At 71.0% G+C, this 19,279-nt stretch carries 17 protein-coding genes; 14 read left to right on the forward strand and 3 right to left on the reverse strand.

Translation table 11 applies throughout. From position 1 onward, the window contains the following. The 5 genes from ACIBEJ_RS49180 to ACIBEJ_RS49200 form a co-directional block, all read left to right on the forward strand. Positions 1-1,029, forward strand: a 1,029-nt coding sequence (locus ACIBEJ_RS49180; RefSeq protein WP_397189944.1) for a chitinase, incomplete at its 5' end; no start/stop codon positions are given. Beyond that, a complete protein-coding gene (locus ACIBEJ_RS49185) occupies positions 1,026-2,441 on the forward strand; it encodes a carbohydrate-binding protein (RefSeq protein WP_397189945.1) in 1,416 nt (471 codons plus the stop codon). The genes ACIBEJ_RS49180 and ACIBEJ_RS49185, both read left to right, overlap by 4 nt. Positions 2,442-2,444: 3 nt before the next feature. Next, positions 2,445-4,265 (forward strand): chitinase, encoded by a 1,821-nt coding sequence (locus ACIBEJ_RS49190; RefSeq protein WP_397189946.1) that lies wholly within the window; start codon positions 2,445-2,447, stop codon positions 4,263-4,265. Positions 4,266-4,406: 141 nt separating this feature from the next. Next, complete coding sequence (locus tag ACIBEJ_RS49195) at positions 4,407-5,342, forward strand: S8 family peptidase (RefSeq protein ID WP_397189947.1); 936 nt, start codon at positions 4,407-4,409, stop codon at positions 5,340-5,342. A gap of 168 nt (positions 5,343-5,510) precedes the next feature. Continuing rightward, positions 5,511-6,902, forward strand: coding sequence for a hypothetical protein (locus tag ACIBEJ_RS49200; protein WP_397189948.1), 1,392 nt, complete (start codon positions 5,511-5,513; stop codon positions 6,900-6,902). On the opposite strand, the gene erm is transcribed toward ACIBEJ_RS49200, so the two are convergent. After that, positions 6,891-7,706, reverse strand: coding sequence for a 23S ribosomal RNA methyltransferase Erm (gene erm, locus ACIBEJ_RS49205; protein ID WP_397189949.1), 816 nt, complete (start codon positions 7,704-7,706; stop codon positions 6,891-6,893). The genes ACIBEJ_RS49200 and erm overlap by 12 nt on opposite strands. A 242-nt stretch (positions 7,707-7,948) precedes the next feature. Between erm and ACIBEJ_RS49210 the strand changes: the two genes are divergently transcribed. The 9 genes from ACIBEJ_RS49210 to ACIBEJ_RS49250 are packed head-to-tail and all read left to right on the forward strand — an operon-like array spanning position 7,949 to position 17,249. Further along, on the forward strand, positions 7,949-9,010 hold the full coding sequence (locus ACIBEJ_RS49210) for an AAA family ATPase (protein WP_397189950.1): 1,062 nt from the start codon (positions 7,949-7,951) through the stop codon (positions 9,008-9,010). Next, positions 9,007-10,806: a hypothetical protein gene (locus ACIBEJ_RS49215; protein WP_397189951.1), complete on the forward strand. Its 1,800-nt coding sequence runs from the start codon at positions 9,007-9,009 to the stop codon at positions 10,804-10,806. Before ACIBEJ_RS49210 ends, ACIBEJ_RS49215 begins: the two co-directional genes overlap by 4 nt. 43 nt (positions 10,807-10,849) lie before the next feature. After that, positions 10,850-11,518 (forward strand): response regulator transcription factor, encoded by a 669-nt coding sequence (locus ACIBEJ_RS49220; protein WP_397189952.1) that lies wholly within the window; start codon positions 10,850-10,852, stop codon positions 11,516-11,518. Continuing rightward, a complete protein-coding gene (locus ACIBEJ_RS49225) occupies positions 11,515-12,933 on the forward strand; it encodes a sensor histidine kinase (RefSeq protein WP_397189953.1) in 1,419 nt (472 codons plus the stop codon). Before ACIBEJ_RS49220 ends, ACIBEJ_RS49225 begins: the two co-directional genes overlap by 4 nt. A 24-nt stretch (positions 12,934-12,957) precedes the next feature. Beyond that, on the forward strand, positions 12,958-13,473 hold the full coding sequence (locus ACIBEJ_RS49230) for a hypothetical protein (RefSeq protein WP_397189954.1): 516 nt from the start codon (positions 12,958-12,960) through the stop codon (positions 13,471-13,473). Then, complete coding sequence (locus ACIBEJ_RS49235; RefSeq protein ID WP_397189955.1) at positions 13,470-14,504, forward strand: peptidoglycan-binding protein; 1,035 nt, start codon at positions 13,470-13,472, stop codon at positions 14,502-14,504. Before ACIBEJ_RS49230 ends, ACIBEJ_RS49235 begins: the two co-directional genes overlap by 4 nt. Then, positions 14,501-15,154: an ABC transporter ATP-binding protein gene (locus ACIBEJ_RS49240; RefSeq protein WP_397189956.1), complete on the forward strand. Its 654-nt coding sequence runs from the start codon at positions 14,501-14,503 to the stop codon at positions 15,152-15,154. The genes ACIBEJ_RS49235 and ACIBEJ_RS49240 overlap by 4 nt, the downstream gene beginning before the upstream one ends. Next, entirely contained in the window at positions 15,151-16,347 is a 1,197-nt protein-coding gene (locus ACIBEJ_RS49245; RefSeq protein ID WP_397189957.1) for an ABC transporter permease, read from the forward strand. The genes ACIBEJ_RS49240 and ACIBEJ_RS49245 overlap by 4 nt, the downstream gene beginning before the upstream one ends. A 53-nt stretch (positions 16,348-16,400) precedes the next feature. Then, positions 16,401-17,249 (forward strand): hypothetical protein, encoded by an 849-nt coding sequence (locus tag ACIBEJ_RS49250; RefSeq protein WP_397189958.1) that lies wholly within the window; start codon positions 16,401-16,403, stop codon positions 17,247-17,249. Between the two features lie 4 nt (positions 17,250-17,253). Here ACIBEJ_RS49250 and ACIBEJ_RS49255 read toward each other — a convergent pair whose 3' ends face one another. Both ACIBEJ_RS49255 and ACIBEJ_RS49260 read right to left on the reverse strand, forming a co-directional pair. Beyond that, on the reverse strand, positions 17,254-17,973 hold the full coding sequence (locus ACIBEJ_RS49255; RefSeq protein ID WP_397189959.1) for a helix-turn-helix domain-containing protein: 720 nt from the start codon (positions 17,971-17,973) through the stop codon (positions 17,254-17,256). Positions 17,974-18,005: 32 nt separating this feature from the next. Further along, complete coding sequence (locus tag ACIBEJ_RS49260; protein WP_397189960.1) at positions 18,006-19,040, reverse strand: AI-2E family transporter; 1,035 nt, start codon at positions 19,038-19,040, stop codon at positions 18,006-18,008. Positions 19,041-19,279 lie beyond the last annotated feature (239 nt).

The following is a 19,279-nucleotide window of genomic DNA, read 5'->3' on the forward strand; positions in this document are numbered from 1 at the left end:
GGTACGAGCGCGACGATCTCGGGTCTGGGCACGTGTGAGTCGCACACGTACACGATCAAGGCCTACAACAGCGTGGGCGAGTCCACCGGCCGCGACGCCTCCGGCACTACCACCGGCTGCCCCGGCGGCCAGTTGCCCAAGCACTTCCTGACCGGCTACTGGCACAACTTCGTCAACCCGGCCACCGAGCTGCGGCTGTCGGCGGTGCCGAACGAGTACGACGTCGTCGCGATCGCCTTCGCCGAGGCCACCACCACCCCCGGCCAGGTCACCTTCAACCTTGACCCGGCCCTGGCCAGCGCGCTCGGCGGCTACACCGACGCCCAGTTCCGCGCCGACGTGCAGGCCCTGCACGCGCGCGGCAAGAAGGTCATCCTGAGCGTGGGCGGCGAGGCCGGACGCGTCCAGGTGGCCAGCTCCTCCGCGGCGACCGCCTTCGCCAACAGCGTCCACTCCATCATGCAGAGCTACGGCTTCGACGGCGTCGACATCGACCTGGAGAACGGGCTCAACGCCACCTACATGGGCCAGGCGCTGAGGGAACTGCGCGCGAAGGTCGGCTCCAGCCTCATCATCATGATGGCGCCGCAGACCATCGACATGCAGTCGACCGGGATGGAGTACTTCAAGCTCGCCCTGAACATCAAGGACATCCTCACGGTCGTCAACATGCAGTACTACAACTCCGGCAGCATGCTGGGCTGCGACCAGTCCGCCGCGTACTCGCAGGGGACGGTCAACTTCATGGTCGCCCTGGCCTGCATCCAGCTCCAGAACGGCCTGCGCGCCGACCAGGTCGCCCTCGGCCTGCCGGCGGGACCGGGCGCCGCGGGCGGCGGAGTCGTCAACCCGACCATGGTCAACCAGGCGCTGGACTGCCTGTCCAAGCGCACCAACTGCGGCAGCTTCGTGCCCCCGCAGGCGTGGCCGGACATCAGGGGCGCCATGACCTGGTCCATCAACTGGGACGCCAGCCACAACTGGAACTTCTCCAAGACCGTCAAGCCGCACCTTCAGGGAATGCCATGAGACGCCTTCTCGTCGCGGCGATATCCGCCGCCGCGCTGCTGTTCGCCGGCCTGGCCTCGGCCACGACCGCGACCGCGACCGCGGGCAGCGCCCGCACCATCGCGTTCTTCGCCGACTGGGCGCCGTGGACGCCGTACGCCATCGGCGCCGTCGTCACCTACAACGGCACCAGCTACACCGCCATCCAGTCCCACACCTCCCAGCCCGGCTGGGAACCGCCGAACGTGCCGGCGCTGTGGCGCTCGGGCGGCGGCAACCCGCAGCCCGGCGTGCCCGGCCAGCCGGGCAACGTCAGCACCACGGTCACCAACACCTCCATCGCGCTGAGCTGGGGCGCCTCCTCCGGGACGGTCACCGGCTACCGCGTCTACGAGGGCACGGCCCTGAGGACGACGGTCACCGGCACCAGCGCCACCATCTCCGGGCTGGGCGTCTGCACGTCGCACACCTACACGGTCAAGGCGTACAACAGCGTGGGCGAGTCCACCGGACGTGACGCCTCCGCCACGACCTCCGGCTGCACCAACCCCGACCCGCCGGGCAAGATGGCCGGCGCGCCGTACCTCTACATGGGATGGGGCAACCCGCCCTCGCCCGCGTCCGTCATGAGCGCGACCGGCGTCAAGTCGTTCACCATGGCCTTCATCCTGGCCAGCGGTGGCTGCAACCCGGCGTGGGACGGCAACCGCCCGCTGACCGGCGGCGCCGACGCGCAGGCCATCTCGGCCATCAAGAACGCCGGCGGCAACGTGCAGATCTCCTTCGGCGGCTGGTCGGGCAACAAGCTCGGCCCGGCGTGCTCCACGCCGCAGGCGTTCGCCGGCGCCGTGCAGCAGGTCATCAACGCCGTCGGACCGGCCGTCGTGGACTTCGACATCGAGAACACCGACGAGTTCGAGAACTACACGGTGCAGGACCGCATCCTCAACGCGCTCAAGATCGTCCGGCAGAACAACCCGAACGTGAAGATCGTCGTGACCTTCGGCACCACCAGGACGGGCCCGAACTCCCACGGCGTCCGCCTGATCAACCAGGCCAAGGCGCTCAACGTGCCGATCGACAACTTCACGATCATGCCGTTCGACTTCGGCGGCTCCAACATGTACACCGACACCGTCAACGCCTCCGAGGGCCTGAAGACCGCGCTGAAGAACGCCTACGGCTACACCGACGCGCAGGCGTACGCCCGCATGGGCATCTCCGGCATGAACGGCCTGTCCGACCAGCAGGAGCTCACCTCGCCGGCCACCTGGACGCAGATCCGCGACTGGGCCAAGTCCAAGGGGCTGACCAGGCTGGCGTACTGGGCGGTCAACCGCGACCGGCCGTGCCCCGGCGGCGGCGTGCAGTCCAACTGCAGTGGCATCTCCCAGGCCGAGTGGGAGTTCACCCGCATCACCGCGGGGTTCTAGGCGATGCGACTCCGTCACATCGCGGCGGCCGCCGTGCTGGCCCTCGGCCTCACGGCGGTCTCCGCCCCGCCCGCTCTCGCCGCCAACATCCTGAGCAACCCCGGCTTCGAGAGCGACCTCGCGAGCTGGACCTGCACCGCCTCGTCCGGAGCCCAGGCGGTCACCACACCGGTCCACTCGGGGTCCAAGGCGCTGCAGGCCACCACCGCCGGCAGCGACACCGCGCGCTGCCAGCAGGTCATCAGCGTCAAGCCCTCCTCCTCCTACACCCTGTCCGCCTGGGTGCGGGGCGGCTACGTCTTCCTCGGCGCCCTCGGCACCGGCACCACCGACGTCAGCACCTGGACGTCCTCGCCCTCGGCCTACCGCCAGGTGAGCACCAGCTTCACCACCGGCGCGAGCACGACCAGCGTGACCGTCTACGTCAACAGCTGGTACGGCCAGGGCGCCTACCAGGCCGACGACGTGGTGCTCGACGGGCCGCCCGGCACCCCGCAGCCGCCCGACACCACCCCGCCGACCGTCCCCGGCAACCTCGCCGTGGGCGGCGCCACCCAGAGCTCGCTGTCGGTGAGCTGGTCGGCCTCCACCGACAACTCCGGCAGCGTCGCCCGCTACGAGCTCTCCCGCGACGGCGGCGCCCCCACCTCCGTCACGGGCACCTCGACCACGGTCGGCGGCCTGGCCGCGAAGACCACCTATCGGTTCAAGGTCCGGGCCTGCGACGGCTCGGGCAACTGCTCCGCCTACACCTCCGAGGTCGCGGGAACCACGACCGACAGCGGCAACCCAGGCGGCCAGTTGCCCAAGCGGGTCATGGTCGGCTACCTGCACGCCTCCTTCGCCAACGGCTCCGGCTACATCCGGATGGCCGACGTCCCGAACGAGTGGGACGTCATCAACCTCGCCTTCGGCGAGCCGACCTCGGTGACCTCGGGCGACATCCGCTTCCGGCTCTGCCCGGCGGCCGAGTGCCCGAACGTCGAGTCCGAGGCGGAGTTCATCGCCGCCATCCGGGCCAAGCAGGCCGCGGGCAAGAAGGTGCTCATCTCCATCGGCGGGCAGAACGGGCAGGTCCAGCTCACCAGCGCGGGCGCGCGGGACGCGTTCGTCTCCTCGGTGAGCGCGATCATCGACCGCTACGGCCTGGACGGCCTCGACATCGACTTCGAGGGCCACTCGCTCTACCTGAACGCCGGCGACACCAACCTCAGCAACCCGACCACCCCGGTGATCGTCAACCTGATCTCCGCCCTCAGGACCCTCAAGGCGAAGTACGGCTCCCGCTTCGTGCTGACCATGGCGCCGGAGACCTTCTTCGTCCAGCTCGGCTACCAGTTCTACGGCCCCGGTCCGCAGGGCGCCGCCGACAACCGCAGCGCGTCCTACCTCCCGGTGATCCACGCGATGCGCAACGACCTGACGCTCCTGCACGTGCAGGACTACAACTCCGGGCCGATCATGGGCCTGGACAACCAGTACCACACGATGGGCACCCACGACTTCCACGTCGCGATGACCGACATGCTGCTCGCGGGCTTCCCGATCATGGGCAACACCGCCAACGTCTTCCCCGCGCTCCGCCAGGACCAGGTCGCCATCGGCCTGCCCGCGGCGCCGTGGGCGGGCAACGGCTTCACCACGGTGGCCGAGGTCCAGAAGGCCTTCGACTGCCTGGCGAAGGGCACGAACTGCGGGCCGTACCGGCCGCGTGGGGTCTATCCGAACCTGCGCGGGCTGATGACCTGGTCGATCAACTGGGACAAGTACAACTCCTTCGAGTTCTCCCGCAGCCACCGGGCGTACCTGAACGCGCTCGGCTGAGACCCGGGAGGAGCGGGGCTGAGGCTCCTCGGGAGAGGTTTCCGGGTTATCTCTCCCGAGGCGCCTCACCCCGCTCCTCCCGCCTACCCCTCCGCGTACTCTGTGTAGTCTTATCAGGACTTATCGTGTACATCGGGGGGCATGATGAGGCGAGTCCTGACGCTTGCCGTGATCCTTGCGGCCATGGCGGGCTGCGCTTCGCCGGAACCCGACCCGCTCGAACCCCAGCAGTGGGGCCTGCCCGCCGTCAACCTGCCCGAGGCGTGGTCGAAGGCGGACGGCGACGGCGTGGTGATCGCGATCGTGGACACCGGGGTGGACACCGGCCACCCCGACCTCAAGGGCAAGATCGTCGACGGCTACGACTTCGTCGACGGCGACCAGGACCCCCAGGACCGCAACGGCCACGGCACCCACGTGGCCGGCATCGCCGCCGCCGTCACCCACAACGGCCTCGGCATCGCCGGCGCCGCGCCAGGCGCCAAGATCATGCCGGTGCGGGTGCTCGGCGCGGTCGGATCCGGCGACCAGGCCACGATCGTCAAGGGCATCGTCTGGGCCGCCGACAACGGCGCCAAGGTGATCAACCTCAGCCTCGGCGAGACCGGCCTGATCTCGCGCCTGCTCAAGGGCGGCGCGCTCAACCCGGCCATCCTCCACGCCTACAGCAGGGGCGCGGTCGTCGTGGCCGCGGCGGGCAACGAGGGCACCGTCAAGCAGCCGTACAAGCCGGCCACGCAGGTCCTCGTCGTCGGGGCCAGCGACCAGCAGGGCAAGCCCGCCGAGTTCTCCAACTTCGGCGCGGAGGACGCGGTCAGCGCGCCCGGCGTGCGCATCATGTCCACGCTGCCGACCTACCCGACCCCGGAAACCCGCAAGAACGCCACCGGTTACGGCCAGCTCGACGGCACCTCGATGGCGGCGCCGTACGTGGCCGGGTTGGCGGCGCTCCTGATCGGGCAGGGGAAGACCCCCGACCAGACCATGAGGGCCATCCGGCAGACCGCCCGGAACCCGACCAAGGACCTGCGCCTCGGCCTGGGCGTGGTCGACGCGCGGGCGGCGGTGGCCAGGTGAACGAGCTGTGAGTTTGCTGTGAGTTTCCCGCGCGGAGCGGCCGTCTCCGCAGGAAAAAGGAGTGCACAAATGGTGTTGATAAGCCTACTTATCGAGTGTCATGTCTGATCGCGCTTTCCCCGGCCCAGGTGGCAGCACCCTCCCGGGTACGGCAGGCTAGAGGCCGCCATGGAATACGCAGTCCTCACGGGGATAGTCCTCGCCGCCGGTGTCCTGCTCGCCCTTGTCGCCCAATGGCGTAACTGGCGACCATCCCTTCTCGTCGCGATCCTCGTGGGCGTGGCCGTGCGGACGCTGCTGCTGTTCACCGCGGCCGACGACGCCTGGCAGCCGGTCGACTTCATGGAGAGCTTCAAGCCCGCGGGCGAGGCCATCCTCAACGGCCAGGACCCGGTCATCGCCAGCGAGGGCGGCTGGCACTTCCTGCCGACGATCCCGTACGTCTACGGCATCCTGCTCTGGCTGGGCATCCCGTGGGAGTACGCCGGCCGCCTGGTCACGATCGTGGCCGACATCGCGCTGATCCCGCTGGTGGCCAAGCTGTCCGGCGGTCCCAAGGCCAACCTGCGCGCCCTGCAGTACGCGCTCAACCCGCTCGCCCTGCTGGTCGCGGCCATCCACGGCCAGGTCGAGCCGGTCGCGCTGGCCTTCGGCGTGGCCGCTTTCGTGGTGGCCAGGGGGCCGGGCTCGCCGTACCGGACGGGCGTCACGACCGAGGTGACGGTACGGCTGCGCCGCGGCGTGGCCGCCTACGGCTGGCCCAACGCGCTGGCCAGGGTGATCCGTCCCGGCGGCCTGCTGCACCGCTCGCTCATGCCGACCGGCGACGACCGGCACGACCTGCGGCGGGGCATGTTCGCCGGCGCGCTCATGGGCCTGGCGCTGTGCTCGAAGAGCTGGCCGATCTGGCTGATCCCCGGCATGCTGCTGCTCCTGCCCAACCTGCGGGCCAGGATCGTCTCGCTGTTCTTCACCGGCCTGGTGCCGGTGCTGTTCCTGCTCTCGCTGCCGCTCGTGGTCAACACCTCGATCGGCCAGATCCGGGAAGCGATGTCCGTCATGGGGGACATCCGGCCGATCGTCGGCGACTGGGGCTGGGCCGCGCAGTTCAGCGGCGGCAACTGGGAGCTGCGACCCGACCTCGTCGTCCCCGGCACCTACCTGATCTACGCGACCATGGTCGCCTGCGTGCTGGTGTGGCGGCGGGCCGACCCGATCGACATGACGATCGCGATGCTGATCGCGTTCATGGTGGTCACGCCGCGGCTCGGCGCGCAGTACCTCATGTGGTTCATGCCGTTCCTGGTGGCCAGGCCCACCCGCTTCGCCTGGCCGGCGATCATCGGCTGCTCGGCCTGGGCCGCCTACGGCTACCTGTACATGACGCAGTTCGACGTCAACACCTGGTGGGCGCTGCACTCGCAGTGGGCGCTGGCCTCGATCGTGCTGCTGCCCGTCCTGGTCATGGCGATGCCCTGGAACCGCCGGAATCCGACGGTCCCAGAGCTCGCCACCCCCGTGCCCCCACCCGCCGGTCGGCGGATGAAGTCAGCGGTGTAGCTCCAGGTAGACGGTGATCCACTGGTCGGGGCGTACGTAGCCCACCACCGTGTCACGCGCGACGCCCGCCCTGCCCAGGGCGGCGTCGACGCCGTCGTACCGGGTCCTGAGCGAGGCGCGCAGCGAGCCGCCCACCCCGGTGAAGCCGAGCTCGACCAGCTCACGCCAGGCCGCGCCCGCGTCCACCAGCGGCTCGGGCCGCCGCTCGATGCGCAGGATGCCCGAGTCGACCGCCGGGACGGGGCGGAAGCTCTCCCTGCCGACCCGGCCGAGCAGCTCCCAGTGGAACCACGGCCAGCTCTCCACGGTGACCAGGCTCCACCTGCCGTAGTCGCCCGAGCGCTTGCGGGCGTACTCCAACTGGGTGAGCAGGGTCGCCGAGGTCATGGCGTGGGCGCGCAGGCACCAGTCGACGATCTTCGACGTGATCGAGTACGGGATGTTGCCGACCACCGCGAACGGTTCCTTCGGCGGTTTGGCCCTGGTGAAGTCGCCCTTGACGATCGTCAGCCCGGTCCTGGCCCTGAGCTTGGCGGCCAGCAGCGGGTCGATCTCGTAGCCGACGAACTCCACGTCCTCCTGGGCGGCCAGGACGGTCGTGAGCGCGCCGTCCCCGGCGCCGGGTTCGAGAATCAGGCCGTGCGGTCGCGCGGCCTTCACCACCAGATCGATGGCATGCCGATCGACCAGGAAGTTCTGCGAGAGCTCGCGTCGCGCCCTGTCCTTGGGCGTGCGGCCGCCACCGCTGTTCCTGGCCTTCTTCTGAGTGTGGGAATAGTTACCGTGTGCGAAGTTCTGCGCCACAGCTGCAGCCCTTTCGGGTCCTCGAGATGAATGGGGTCTCGAAGGGCCCTGGGCGCGCTTCTACGGACGCGCGGGGAAAACGAGCAGTCCGCTAGCGAGCCAGAGCCCGGCCGCTGCGGATGCGGATCGTGAAGATGCAGGCGTTACAGCACATGCGACCGACCCTAGGTGGCCTGCGCGGATGCTCGCAACGGATTAAAAAGGGGGTGCGCGACCCCGCCGGATTCGTCACCCTTGTGGGCATGCAGGCGAACGTCACGGTCACTCCGGCGCAGCTCCCCGAGCTGTTGCTGCACGTCGCCGTGGTGCGCCCGGTCTTCCTCTGGGGCGCGCCGGGCATCGGCAAGAGCTCGCTCGTCCGCGAGTTCGCCGTCTCCCTGGGCCTGGAATGCGTGACGCTGCTCGGCACCCAGCTCGCCCCCGAGGACCTCATCGGCGTCCCCGAGCTCGTCGGCGGGCGCAGCCGCTTCGCCCCGCCGGAGTCGATCGCCAGGGACGAGCCCTACTGCCTGTTCCTCGACGAGCTCAACGCCTCCTCGCCCGAGGTGCAGAAGGCGTTCTACTCGCTGATCCTCGACCGCAGGATCGGCGCCTACGAGCTGCCCGCCGGCTCCGTCGTGATCGGCGCCGGCAACCGCGCCACCGACAACGCGCTGGCCAGGCCCATGGCCTCGGCGCTCATCAACCGCCTGGTCCACGTGCACCTGCGCGCCAGCGCCGACGACTGGCTCAAGTGGGCCGCCCAGAGCGGCATCCACCCCTGGATCGTCGACTACCTCCTCCAGCGCCCCGACCACCTGTGGAGCGCCCCGCCGAAGACCGAGGAGGCGTTCTCCTCGCCGCGCGCCTGGCACATGCTCTCCGACGTGATCACCTCCTACGGCGACGACATCGAGGACGAGGTCCTCGCCATGCTCGCCTTCGGCACCCTCACCGCCACCCACGCCTCTGCCTTCCGCGCCTACGTCAAGACCGTCCGCCACGCCTACGACCTCGACGCCGTCCTCAAGGGCGAGGCGCCCTGGCCGCGCCGGCCCGAGGAGCGCGACCTGCTCTACTTCCTGTCGGAGACCTTCCGCGCCCGCCTGATCAAGGAACTGCCCGCCGACAAGCGCGGCGCCTCCAGCCGCGGCCGCGACCTGGCCTTCCGGGCCAAGACGCTGCTGGTGGAGCTGGCCGAGATCTCGCTGGAGTGCGCGCAGCTCGTCATCGCCAACGACGCCGACGGCGCGCCCGCCCTGCCGACCTGGTTCCTCGTGGAGGTCGGCCGCGACCTTCCCCGCCTGTCCGCGGCACGCTCATGAGGAAGAAGCGGAAGCTCGACCCCTGGCGGCTCAAGGTCCAGCAGGGGTGGGCGATGGTGTCGGCGCACCCGCTGTTCGCGGTCTACCACGCGAGCCTGGAACCGGCCGACGACGGCGAGCTGTCCAAGGAGACCTGGGCGACCGTCTCCTTCGACGGCGACGTCCGCCACCACCCGCAGCGCAAGGCCGAACCGGAGGAATGGGCGTGGATCTTCGCCCACCTCCTGCTCCACCTGGGCTTCGGCCACGCCGACCCACGCAACTGCGCGCCCGGCGACGTGGGTCCCGAACTGGTCGTCTCCTGGCGCCGCGCCCACCTGCCCGACGTCGCCTACCAGGCCGCCTGCTGCGTGAACGTCGAGCGCTTCCTGCGCACGCTGAAGCTTGGCCGCTGCCCCACGCCGCTGCCCGCGGAGCTGCCGGCCGAGCCCGAGGTCACGCTCTCCGAGCGCTGGCGCCGGCTCGGGCTGCCCCCGGAGTACGCGCCGCTCGGCCAGGCCGACTTCCTGATCGGCGAGGAGGACCTCGCCAAGCACCTCGACCACGAACGCGCCTTCGCCATCGGCGTCGCCAGGACGGCCACCGCGGCCCTGGAGAAGGCCGGCACCCCGCGCGTGGGCGCGGACAAGCGCCCCGACGGCCCGTGGGACGTCGCGCTGCGCTGGTTCGTCTCCTCCTACCCGCTGCTCGGCGCGCTGGCCGCCGGGATGACCGTCGTCGCCGACGCCGACCTGGCCCGCGGCTGGGACATCTCGATCGCCGCGGTCAGCGCCGAGGCCGCCGAGATCTACGTCAACCCGCTGGCCGGACTGGCCGTCGAGGAGTGGCGGTTCGCGCTGGCCCACGAGATGCTGCACGCCGCCCTGCGGCACGGCGAGCGGACGGGCGGGCGGGAGCCGTACGTGTGGAACATCGCCTGCGACTACGTGATCAACGGCTGGCTCGTCGAGATGGGCGTGGGGGAGATGCCGGAGGGGCTCCTGCACGACCCGGAGCTCGCCGGGCTGTCGGCCGAGGCCGTCTACGATCGGATCGTCACCGACCTGCGGCGCATGCGCAAGCTGGCGACCCTGCGCGGGCGCGGGCTCGGCGACGTGCTCGACCGGCCGCCCCGCGGCGTCAAGGGCTACGTGGACCTGGACGAGTACTACCGCAACGCGCTGGCCCAGGGCCTGGTCTACCACCAGAGCAGCGGGCGTGGCTTCGTCCCCGCCGGGCTCGAACAGGAGATCCGCGCCCTCGACCAGCCGCCTTTGCCGTGGGACGCGCGGCTGGCGCGCTGGTTCGACGAGCACGTGCCGGCCGTGGACAAGCGCCGCTCCTACGCCCGCGCCTCCCGCCGCCAGTCCGCCACCCCCGACATCCCCCGCCCCGGCTGGGTACGCCCTGAGGAACTGGTCCAGCAGGCCACCTTCGGCGTCGTCCTGGACACCTCGGGCTCGATGAACGTGAAGACGCTCGGCAAGGCCCTGGGCGCGATCGCCTCCTACGCCATCGCCAGGGACGTGCCCAGAGCCCGCGTGGTCTACTGCGACGCCACCGCCTACGACGCCGGCTACCTGCCCGTGGAGGACATCGCCCAGCGGGTGCGCGTACGCGGCAGGGGCGGCACCGTCCTGCAACCCGGCGTGAACCTCCTGGAACGCGCGCCCGACTTCCCGCCCGACGGCCCGATCCTGCTGATCACCGACGGCCAGTGCGACGTGCTGCGGATCCGGCGCGAGCACGCGTTCCTCATCCCGCAGGGCGCCCACCTGCCCTTCCGCGCCCGCGGCCCGGTCTTCGCCATGAAGTGATGCTTTGATGCTGCTTTGAGGTTGTCCAGGTAATCCTGAGCGCATGGACAGACCGGCCAAGGTGCTCGTGGTGGACGACGAGCCGAACATCCGCGCCTTGCTCTCGCAGACACTCCGGCTGGTCTCCTTCGAGGTCAGGACCGCCGGGACCGGCGCCGAGGCCATCAGCGCCGCCCGCGACTTCGAGCCCGACATCGTGGTGCTCGACGTCATGCTGGAGGACTTCGACGGCTTCGAGGTGGCGCGGCGGCTCGGCGAGCGCATCCCGGTTCTGTTCCTGACCGCCCGCGACACCGTCGAGGACCGGGTGCAGGGACTCACGCTGGGCGCCGACGACTACGTGGCGAAGCCGTTCAGCCTGGAGGAGGTCGTGCTGCGCATCCGCGCGATCCTGCGGCGCAGCCGGGGCGGCGGCCCGCCCGCCGAGGTGCTCAGCTACTCCGACCTCGAACTGGACACCGCCGCCCACGAGGTACGCCGCGCCGGCGCCCGCATCGACCTGTCGCCCACCGAGTTCAACCTGCTGGAGTACCTGCTGGCCAACGCGGGCCGGGTCGTCAGCAAGGCCCAGATCCTCGACAGCGTGTGGCGCTACGACTTCGACGGCGACTCCAGCATCGTCGAGTCCTACGTCTACTACCTGCGCAAGAAGATCCCTGGCCTGATCCAGACCGTCCGCGGCGTCGGCTACACGCTCAGGAGCCCCCGATGAAGCGCTGGACCCTGCGCACCCGGCTGGTCGTATCGATCCTGGCGCTGACCACGCTCGCGCTCGTGCTCGCCAACGTCGTCGGCATCGCGCTGCTCCAGAGCATGCTCGTGCGCCGCGTGGACGAGCAGCTCACGGCGGCCTCCACCGGCATCGGGGCGCGCATACAGCAGCCCATGCCGGCCCTGCCCCCGGGCGGCTACACGGCCGTGGACGTAAGCCTGGAACGCCTGCTCACCAAGCGGGTCGCCCAGGTCTCCCGCATCATGATCTACACCAGTTCCGGCACGCTCAAGGCCACCCTGCCGCCCACCGGGGAGCCGGGCCCGGTGATCGACCGGCTGAGCTACGACGGCCCCTACACCGTGCCCGGCACCGAAGGCCCCGGCTGGCGGGTGGTGGCCACCGCCGTGCCCACGGGCGACACCGTCGTCATCGGCACCTCCCTGGCCGACGTCGAGCAGACGCGCACCTCGCTCATCGCCATCGCGGTCGCCGTCAGCGCCGCCGTGCTGGTCCTGCTCGGCATGGCCGCCGACGTCCTGGTACGCCTCGGCCTGCGCCCCCTGACCCGCATGGAGAACACCGCCAGCCACATCGCCGGCGGCGACTTCGCCCGCCGCGTCCCCGACCCCGACCCGCACACCGAGCCCGGCCGCCTCGGCCAGGCCATGAACGTCATGCTCGACCGCGTCACCCACGAGATCGCCGCCAGGACCGCCTCGGAGGCCCGCATGCGCCGCTTCCTCGCCGACGCCTCCCACGAGCTGCGCACCCCCCTCACCTCGGTACGCGGCTTCGCCGAACTGCACCGGCGCGGCGGCGGCGACGCCGACGAGACCATGCGCCGCATCGAGGACGAGGCCACCAGGATGGGCGGGCTCGTCAACGACCTGCTCACGCTGGCCCAGCTCGACGAGGAACGCGCGCTCGAACGCGGCCGGGTGGACCTGCTGGAGGTCGCCGCCGACACCATCAGGGACGCCCGCGCCCGGGTGCCCGACCGGCAGGTCAGGCTCACCGGACTGGGCGACACGCTCGCGCCGGTCTCGCTGGCGGGCGACGAGGCGCGGCTGCGCCAGGTGGCGGCCAACCTCGTCGGGAACGCCCTGGCCCACACCCCGTCCGACGCCTCGGTGACGGTCCGCGTCGGGCGTACCGGGGACATGGCCGTGCTGGAGGTGGCCGACACCGGGCCGGGGATCGAGGAGCGGCACGTGCCGTACCTCTTCGACCGGCTCTACCGGGTCGGGCAGGGACGCTCGCGCGCGGACGGCGGCGCGGGGCTGGGGCTGGCGATCGTCGCGGCCATCGTGCACGCGCACGGCGGCAGGGTGACGCTCGACACCGGCCCGGGGAAGGGCGCCAGGTTCCGCGTATTCCTACCTGCCTCCGAGGCGGCTCCCAGCCGGCTCTGAGCGGGGCCGACCACAGTCGGGGCCATGAGACGAATCCTCCTCGCGGCGGGCGCCCTGACCGTGATAGCGGGCTGCGGCTCGCAGCCGACCTCGGCAGGGGTGGCCTCGGTCGCCTCCGCCCAGCCCAGCGCGTCCGCGAGCGCCACACCCACCACGACGGCCGACCCGCAGGAGCAGGCCAGGAAGTTCGCCCAGTGCATGCGCGACAACGGCGTCGACATGCCCGATCCCGACCCCAACGGCAAGATGGGCCTGAAGATCGACGCCAAGAAGGTCAACGAGCCCGCCTTCAAGAAGGCCGCCGAGGCGTGCAAGGACCTGCGGCCCTTCCGCGACCGCGCCGACCTCACCCCCGAGGACCAGGAACGGCTGCGCCAGTACGCCGCCTGCATGCGCGAGAACGGCGTCGACATGCCCGACCCCGACCCCAACGGCGGCTTCGGCGGCAAGCGCCCCGCCCTCAACGCCGACGACCCCACGTTCAAGAAGGCCGTCGAGGCCTGCCGCGGCAAGTTCCCCCAGTTCGGGACCCGCAAGTGAGGGCCCTGCGCGCCGCCGCCTGGACGGGCGGCGCGGCCCTGCTGGCCGCCGCGGTCGCCGCCGCCGCGATCGGCTTCGGCGGCGACGGATCCGGTACGGCCGTCGCCGCCCGCACCGCCCCCGCCACCGCCAAGGTCACCCGCACGACCCTGACCGAGACCAAGCAGGTGGACGGCTCCCTCGGCTACGGCTCCACCGCCGACGTCGCCGCCCGCGGCCAGGGCACCGTCACCTGGCTGCCCAAGGAGGGCGCCACCATCACCCGCGGCAGGTCCGTCTACAGCGTGGACGCCGATCGGGTCCCGCTCCTGTACGGCTCGATGCCGCTCTACCGCACCCTCCAGGACGGCGTCGAGGGCATGGACGTCGAACTGCTGGAGCGCAACCTCGCCAAGCTCGGCTACAAGGGCTTCGACGTGGACGGCGACTACACCTGGGCCACCCGCGAGGCCGTCGAGGACTGGCAGGACGACCTGGGCGTCCCCGTCACCGGCACGGTCGAGCCGGAGGACGTCGTCGTGGCCGACGGCCCGCTGCGCGTCGACAAGCTCAAGGCCGCGCTCGGCTCCTCGGCCGGCGGTCCCGTGCTGTCGGCCACGGGCACCACCCGGGAGGTGCTGGTCGACCTCGACGTGGCCGACCGCCACCTGGTCAAGAAGGGCATGAAGGCCGCGGTCGAACTGCCCGACGGCACCGAGGTGCAGGGCAAGGTGTCCAGCGTCGGCAAGACCGCCACCACGACCGGCGAGGGCCAGGAGGCCGCCACGACCGTCGAGGTCACGGTGGCGGTGAGCGGGGTCAAGGGGTTCGACACCGGGCCGGTGAAGGTCACCGTCGTGGCCGGTCGGCGTGCGGACGTGCTGGCCGTACCGGTGGGGGCGCTGTTCGCGCTCGCGGAGGGCGGCTACGGCGTGCAGGTCGTCGAGGGCGCCTCCACCCGGTACGCGGCGGTCGAGGCCGGCATGTTCGCCGACGGCAAGGTCGAGATCACCGGCGTCGACGAGGGCACCACTGTGGCGGTGCCCAAGTGATCGCCGAACTGCACGAGGTCAGCAAGGACTACGGCGAGGTCCAGGCGCTGCGCGGCGTCACCCTCGGCATCGGCGAGGGTGAACTGCTCGGCATCGTCGGCCCCTCAGGCTCCGGCAAGTCGACCATGCTCAACATGATCGGCACCCTCGACCGGCCCTCCGGCGGCGCCGTGCGCATCGACGGGCACGACGTCTCCCAGCTCAACGACCGGGCGCTGTCCGCGCTGCGGGCCAGGACGATCGGCTTCGTCTTCCAGCAGTTCCACCTGGCCGCGGGGGTGCCCGCGCTCGACAACGTCGCAGACGGGCTGCTCTACTCCGGCCCCGCCCTGCGCGAGCGGCGGCGGCGCGCGCAGGCGGCGCTGGAGCGGGTCGGACTCGGACACCGGCTCGGCCACCGCCCCCACCAGTTGTCCGGCGGCGAGAAGCAGCGGGTGGCGATCGCCCGCGCGGTCGTCGGCGGGCCCTCGCTGCTGCTGGCCGACGAGCCCACCGGCAACCTCGACTCCCGCTCCGGCGCCGGCGTCATGGACCTGCTGCGCGAGCTCAACGCCGCCGGGACCACCGTCGTGATCATCACCCATGACCGCGACATCGCCGCCTCCCTGCCCCGGCAGGTCGAGATGCTCGACGGCAAGGTGATCGCATGACCGCCCTCGTCCCGGCCAGGATGCACGCCCGCGACGTCGTGCGCGTCGGCGGCGCCGGGCTGCGCGCCCGGCCGCTGCGCGTCTTCCTGTCGGCGCTCGGCATCGCCATCGGCATCGCCGCCATGCTCGGCGTCGTCGGCATCTCCGCCTCCAGCCAGGAGGACCTCAACCGCCAGCTGGCCGCCCTCGGCACCAACCTGCTCAAGGTCTCACCCGGCCAGACCATGTTCGGCGAGAGCTCCCACCTGCCCGTCGAGTCGGAGGGCATGATCGGGCAGATCCCGCCGGTCACCTCCGTCACCGCCACCGGCGTCACCGGCGCGCACGTCTACCGCAACGAGCACATCCCCGAGGGACAGACCGGCAGCGTCTCCGTCGCCGCCGCCAGGCTCGACCTCATCGGCGACGTCGGCGCCCAGATCGTCAGCGGCTCCTGGCTGAACGAGGCCACGCAGCGCTACCCGGCCACCGTGCTCGGCGCCAAGGCCGCCGACCGGCTCGGCGTCGTCGAGGCCGGGCCCGACCAGCGCGTTTGGCTCGGCGGGCAGTGGTTCACCGTGGTCGGCGTGCTCGGCCCCGCGCCCCTGGCCCCCGAGGTGGACACCGCCGCCCTCGTCGGCTGGCCGGTCGCCGAGGAACGCCTCGGCTTCGACGGCTACCCCACGACCGTCTACGCCCGCGCCGGCGAGGAGTCGGTCACCGCCGTGCGCGACGTCCTGGCCGCCACGGCCAACCCCGCCCACCCGGACGAGGTCGAGGTCTCCAGGCCCTCCGACGTGCTGGCCGCCAAGCAGGCCACCGACGCCACCCTCAACGCGCTGCTGCTCGGGCTCGGCGGCGTCGCCCTCATCGTCGGCGGGGTCGGCGTGGCCAACACCATGGTCATCTCGGTGCTCGAACGGCGGGCCGAGATCGGGCTGCGGCGCTCGCTCGGCGCCACCCGGGGGAAGATCAGGCTCCAGTTCCTGGCCGAGTCGCTGCTGCTGTCGGCCATCGGGGGCGTCGGCGGCGTGGTGCTCGGCATCGGCGTGACCTCCCTGTACGCCACGCTCCAGGGCTGGCCGTCGATCGTGCCCGTCTGGGCGATGGCGGGCGGGGTCCTGGCCACGCTCGTCATCGGGGGACTGGCCGGGTTCTACCCCGCGGTGCGGGCGGCCCGGATGTCGCCGACGGAGGCGCTGGCCACGACCTGACCCGTCCGATTCCTTCAAGAACTCCGTGACGCGGCCGGGCTAACGTGAACGGCATGGACATTGTGACCAGCGCCGCGACGTACATGCAGCTCAACGCCCGGCTCCTCGACCGCTACCGATTCGAGGCGCTGTTCCGGAACGGCGACCGGCGCCGGGTCCTGGACGCACTGCGCGCCTACCAGAACCACGACGGCGGCTTCGGCAACGCCCTCGAACCCGACCTGCGCGGCCCCGGCAGCCAGCCGGAGCCCGTCGAGGTCGCCTTCCACATCCTCGACGAGCTCGACGCATTCGACGACCCCATGGTCAACGGCGCCTGCGCCTACCTGGGCAACGTGTGCCGGCCGGACGGCGGCGTGCCGTTCGTGCTGCCGAGCGTGCGGGACACGCCCAGGGCGCCCTGGTGGCAGACCGACGACGACCCGCCGGGCAGTCTCGTGCCCACGGCGTCCATCGTCGGGCTCCTGCACAAGCACCGCGGCCGGCATCCGTGGCTGCAGCGGGCCACCGCGTTCTGCTGGTCGGCCATCGCCGCCATCAAGGACGAGACCAGCCCGTACGAGGCGCGGGCCGTGGTGCTCTTCCTCGAGTCGGTGGCCGACAGGGAGCGTGCGGAGGCGGAGTTCGCGCGGCTCAAGGAGGCGATCCTGGCCACCGTGGCGCTCGACCCGGACACGCCGGGGGCGGCGCACTTCCCGCTGGACTTCGCGCCCGCGCCCATGCGGCTGCCCTTGTTCGGCCAGGAGGTGATCGAACGCCACCTCGACGCGCTGGTCGCGCAGCAGAAGGACGGGGGGTGGGGGTTCAACTGGCCTGCTTGGACGCCGGCCGTACAGACCGAGTGGGGTGGTCACATCACGGTGGAGCGGCTGAAGACCCTGCGTGCCTACGGACGGATCTGATCCGTCACGTCAGAAGGGTGCCCATGGTGACGCCGCTGAGCCGTTTGACGTCGTTGGCCAGGTGCGCCTGGTCGGCGTACCCGCTCGCGAACGCCACCTCGGCCAGCGGGCGGCCCGCGCGCGCCAGCCGGAGCGCGCGCTGGAACCGGACGATGCGCTGCAGCATCTTGGGGGAGTAGCCGAAGCTGGCCACGCTCCTGCGGTGGAGTTGGCGCTCGCTGAACCCCAGCTCCCACGCCACCTCGCTGACCGACCGTCCGGCCCGCAGAGCGGCGGCGATCGCGGGCGCGGCGGCGTCGGGCGCGGGCGTCTCGGTCCAGCGCTCCGTCACCGCGCCGACCATCGCCCGGCGCACCGCCGTCCGGACCTCAGGCGACTCTCCGGTACGCCCGCTCGCGCCGAGCCGTTCGGCCAGGTCGCCCAGCGCGCCGCCGAGATCCGCGACCTGGACCCGACGGTCGCGCAACTCCTCCAGCGGCACCCCGAACACGCCGCCCGTGGCGCCGGGATGGAAGCGGACACCCACGAAGACGTCGCCCGCCCGCATCGAAGTCGGCATCGGGCCGGTGTCGGGGCCCGCGATGTGCAGGCCGCCGGGGCCCCAGATCAGATCGACGGCGGCGTCGGGCACGATCAGCTTGGAGCCGTCGGACTCCGCGACGTGTTCCCACAGCCAGGAGATCCGGCCGGCCAGTTCTGGGCGCGGTGCTCGCTCTACGTACATGGCGTCAGGGTGAACACCTCCGTGGTCCGGCTTTATGCCGTCTTACCGGAGATCAAGGACCCGGCCCATTTTGCGCTCGGGTCGCTGTCGATCAGGAGCGCCTTCGTCAGCAGGCTGAGCGGGATCGCCAGCAGCGCGCCGAGCGGGCCGAGCACGAACGTCCAGCCGATCAGCGACACCAGCGTCATCGTGGTGGACAGGCCCACCGCGTCGCCCAGGAACTTGGGCAGGATCAGGCCCTGGAAGACGACGTTGATCACGCAGTAGGCGGCGATCACGAAGATCATCTGCTTGGGCCCGCCGTCCAGGAGGGCGAGCAGGCTCGGCGGGATGAGCCCGAGGACGAAGCCGATGTTCGGGATGTAGGTGGTGATGAGCGCGAGCACGCCCCAGAGCAGCGGCAGCGGGACACCCAGGAAGTACAGGGCGATGACATCGCAGGTGGCGCAGATGATGCCGAAGACCGTGGAGACGATGAGGTAGCGCCTCGTCTTGGCGGCGAAGGTCTCCAGGGCGGTGATGACGGCCGGGCGCTCGCCGCGTACGGAATCCAGGATCTTGGCCGTGATCGGCGCGTCCAGCGACATCGCCAGCAGAAGCACCACGATCAGGAACAGGCTCGACAGTACCCCGACCAGGCTCGACAGCAGGACCTGTGCCGCGCCGAGCAGCTTGCCCGCGTCGAAGGACTGCAGCGCCTTGCTGAGCTGCTCGTTGCCGAACCCGTAGGAGGCGGCGAGCCGTTGCGCCTGGTTGAGCAGGTCCTGGAACTCGTTGGTGTAGGTCGGCATGAGCCCGGCGAGCTGCGTGACCGACAGGGACAGCACCGCGACCATCGCCAGCACGACGAACACCACGATGAGGAACGGCACCGCCACCTGGACCCAGATCGGGGCTCCCTTGCCGGCCAGCCATCCCCGCACCGGGGACACCGCGATGACAAGCACCAAGGCGAGCACGAAGGGGCCGACGATCGAGGCGACCTCTCGCAGCCCGAACAGCACGATCAGTGCGCAGGCGGTGCCTAGCAGCACGATGATCGCGCGGGGAACCGACCGTTCGTTCACACATGGGGTCTACCCCTACGAACCCGCCCACACCATTGATTTGACGGTTCCCGGAGACGTACATAGAGTTCACCAGTCCCACGGGAACGGCCAAGATCGGCGAACCCGCGCGGACGGCCCCGATTCGACAGACTCCGGAAGTCGGAGTAAGTTAGAGGGGTTGCCCCGGAGACGGGGTGGTCGAAATTCCCGCAGGTCAGCCCGCGAGTGTCAATTTGACACCAAGCGGACCGGCTGAA

It is taken from the genome of Nonomuraea sp. NPDC050790, assembly GCF_044456745.1.
Taxonomy (GTDB): domain Bacteria; phylum Actinomycetota; class Actinomycetes; order Streptosporangiales; family Streptosporangiaceae; genus Nonomuraea.